4 protein-coding genes are annotated in these 3422 nt (G+C 45.6%); all 4 read right to left on the bottom strand.

What is annotated here, in order from left to right; all coding sequences use genetic code 11:
• Nucleotides 1–219 precede the first annotated feature (219 nt).
• The 4 genes from FTT76_RS17350 to FTT76_RS17365 all read right to left on the bottom strand — a co-directional run bounded on the left by FTT76_RS17350 (nt 220) and on the right by FTT76_RS17365 (nt 3276).
• Nucleotides 220–444 (bottom strand): hypothetical protein, encoded by a 225-nt coding sequence (locus FTT76_RS17350; RefSeq protein WP_000743213.1) that lies wholly within the window; start codon nt 442–444, stop codon nt 220–222.
• On the bottom strand, nt 441–1178 hold the full coding sequence (locus FTT76_RS17355; protein ID WP_001366550.1) for a recombinase family protein: 738 nt from the start codon (nt 1176–1178) through the stop codon (nt 441–443). The genes FTT76_RS17350 and FTT76_RS17355 overlap by 4 nt, the downstream gene beginning before the upstream one ends.
• A gap of 148 nt (nt 1179–1326) precedes the next feature.
• Nucleotides 1327–2493: a tetracycline-inactivating monooxygenase Tet(X3) gene (locus FTT76_RS17360; RefSeq protein ID WP_024160783.1), complete on the bottom strand. Its 1167-nt coding sequence runs from the start codon at nt 2491–2493 to the stop codon at nt 1327–1329.
• 189 nt (nt 2494–2682) lie between these two features.
• Nucleotides 2683–3276, bottom strand: a complete 594-nt coding sequence (locus FTT76_RS17365) for a tyrosine-type recombinase/integrase (RefSeq protein ID WP_205779272.1) — start codon at nt 3274–3276, stop codon at nt 2683–2685.
• Nucleotides 3277–3422 lie beyond the last annotated feature (146 nt).

Below are 3422 nucleotides of genomic sequence, written 5' to 3' on the forward strand. Positions count from 1 at the left end.
ATGAGGCATGTTCCGCGTCCTTGCAATACTGTGTTTACATACAGTCTATCGCTTAGCGGAAAGTTCTTTTACCCTCAGCCGAAATGCCTGCCGTTGCTAGACATTGCCAGCCAGTGCCCGTCACTCCCACTCGATTGTAAACAAGCACACAAAACCCTTTAGTGACAACAATTTGCAAGAACTATCAGGCTCAGTGCCATGAAAAATACCATGACCAGATCATGAGGTTGAACACGGCTTGCGCCGGCAGCGTTCACGCTCCTGGTCGGCGATCTCGCCCGGCTGCAATGCTAGCTCAGCATCGGTCATGCGCTCCAGCACGTCGCGTAGGCGGATGGTGCAAGGAATGGGCGGCAGCTCGAACTCATAGCCGCCGGCGATCATTTCGGCCGCAATCTCCTCGGTGATGAAAAACGGCTCGTCGTCTTGGTTCGGCTTCTTCATGCCCTTTCCTCCTGGCGCTCATCCTGGCCGACAGCGGCCAGGGCATCGGCTTCCGTCAATGCGTCCTCCACGAACGCGCCGTGCTGCTTCGCTTCGGCCTGGCTGACCTCGGCCCATATCCGTTTCACCTGGGCCGCACTGTACCCGGCCAGCTCGGCGGTCTTGTTGATGCTGTAGCCGGACTTGCGCAGCGCGACAACTTGGGCGCGGCGCTTCGGATCAGCACGGCGGCCCTTGTACCGCCCGGCCTGGCGGGCCAACTCAATGCCTTGGCGCTGGCGTTCGCGCCTGTCCTCGTAGTCGTCGCGGGCCATCTGCAAGGCCAGGCGAAAAAGCATGATCTGCACGGCTTCCAGCACGATCTTGGCGACGCCCTGGGCCTCGGCCGCCAGGTCGGATAGATCGACCACGCCAGGGACGGCCAGGCGTGCGCCTTTGGCCTGTATCGAGGCCACCAGGCGCTCGGCCTCGGGCAAAGGTAGGCGGCTGATGCGGTCGATCTTCTCGGCAATGACCACCTCGCCGGGCTGTAGGTCGCCGATCATGCGCAGCAGCTCAGGCCGGTCGGCGCGTGCGCCGGATGCCTTCTCACGGTAGATGCCGGCGACGTAGTAGCCGGCGGCCTTCGCGGCCGTAGTGATCGCCTCTTGGCGTTCCAAGTCCTGCGCGTCGGTGCTGACGCGCAGATAGACCCGCGCCACCATCGGCGCGGCTACTGGCTTCGTCCTGCGCATACTTGCGGGCTCCTTTGGGCATACTCAAATGCACCCATCTTAAACTGGCAGCTAATGTACAAAAGTTGATAGAAGCACACAAGTTCAATTTTGCACTTCTGCCCCACTATTGCAAAACTGCTTGTTAGTAGCCGTTTTTTCTTACTGTTTATAGATTCAATAATTTTTGAAACGAAAAATTGGGACTAAACATTTCGGTTTCGTTTTCTGTCGATTCGTCCTGCGTATCTTTTGCATAAACAAACATTTGTTGTTCGTAGTTTTCGATGGCATTTTCAATACTTGTAAATTCTCCGTTTGTAAGGTTTTCAGACAATATCAAAGCATCCAATAATCCCGTATTTACACCCTGTCCTGCAAAAGGCGACATCAAATGAGCAGCATCGCCAATCATTGTTATGGGTAATGGACGGTTACTTTTCCAATCATTGTTCAAAGGAAATTTCCTTGTGGGCAAGCATTGAAATGTTGATACCGAACGTATTAATTGTTTGTAAACTTCACTCCATTTGGAAAATCTTTTCAATAAAAAATCGGCAACGCTGTTTCTGTCCTGAAAATCTAAGGGAATTTTATTTTTCCATTCATCGGGCGTTTTAAAACTAATTCCTAAATACAATGCACCATTATTATTGGGATTGGCAAACAATAAAATGCCCTGATGTCCCGCCATTAATCGGTTGCCGTTGCATAGCTGAAAAAATCCGGGACAGTTTATTTCCGGTTGAAGAATATCAGCTTGGATGTTGAAAGTACCGGTTTCTTCAACTTGCGTGTCGGTAACAAAGCTCCTTATTTTCGACATTCCACCATTGGCAAGAATAACCAAATCTGCTGTTTCACTCGGTTTATTCTCAAAAGTTAGTGTCCACTTCTTCTTACCAGGTTCAAGCATAACAAGTTTTCTATCCCAAATAACCGTGTCGTTTTCTAAACTATTCAACAAGATAGCCCTTAAGTCATTTCTGTTTATTTCAGGATTGTCAAATCGATTTTCGGGCTTTACATTTTTTGTGGATAAAATATTGCCTTTTTCATCAGCAATATTTACACCCATTGGTAAGGCTAAGTCATAATAAGTTTGTAACAATCCCGCTTTTTTCATTGCTTCCTGACCTGAACCTTTGTGTAGGTCAAGGGTTCCACCAAAAATTCTTGCCTCTCGGTCGTTGTCTCTTTCGTAAACTGAAACGTCTATGCCGTTTTGCTGTAATAATTTTGCCATAGTCAGTCCAACGGGTCCACCACCAATTATTGCAACGTTCTTATCACTAAGTAAATTCATTTGTTTGTCCGTATCTATTCGCATTGTCATTCAAAAATGGCACATAACAAGTGGCTATACGCCAAATGGCGTATATATCCACTATATCTTATTTTGCTAAACCTTTCATTATCAGTGACAAATCCGTTTTCAACCGTTTACCGTTCGTTTCTACTCTCTCAAAAGGATTTATATTCATAGTGCTTTTTGTTAAGTTTTGCTCAAATATACAAATCCTTTCTATATATCTAACAAATCCATCGGACTTTTTAATTGTTCCATTCCCTTGGTGGTAATATGTGTATAAACCTCAGTTGTTTTACTGCTTGAATGACCTAACAACGATTGAATATAACGTAAACTCGTACCATTCTCAAGCAAATGCGTTGCAAAGCTATGTCGTAAGGTATGTACAGTAACTTCCTTTTGAATCTTTGCTTTTAAAACAGCTGCTTTAAAAATGTTTTGAATACTTCGGCTTGAGTATGCGCCACCTTTTTGACCTTCAAATAAATAATCTTTTGGTTTATATTCCATAAAGTATGTTCTTAAAATAATTAATGTTTTCTCAGATAAAATGGTATAACGATCTCTTTTTCCTTTTGACTGTTCTATACGAATTTGCATGCGCTTGGAGTCAATGTCTTTTATTTTCAGGTTTATACATTCAGAAATGCGCAAACCTGCCGAATAAATAGTCATCAGAATAGCCTTGTGTTTCACGTTTTCAATAGCGCGTAGTACCCGAATGGTTTCTTCTTCACTCATCACAACAGGAAGTGTTTTTTCTTTTTTTGGTCTTTCGATGAAATATGTTTTCCGTTGTCCACCCAAAACACGTTCGTAATAAAACTGGCACTGTTGCAAAGTTAGCGATGAGGCAGCCTTTTGTCTTATTCAAAGGCCTTACATTTCAAAAACTCTGCTTACCAGGCGCATTTCGCCCAGGGGATCACCATAATAAAATGCTGAGGCCTGGC

The sequence above is a fragment of the Acinetobacter sp. YH01009 genome (genome assembly GCF_013420765.1).
Classification (GTDB): Bacteria; Pseudomonadota; Gammaproteobacteria; order Pseudomonadales; family Moraxellaceae; genus Acinetobacter; species Acinetobacter amyesii.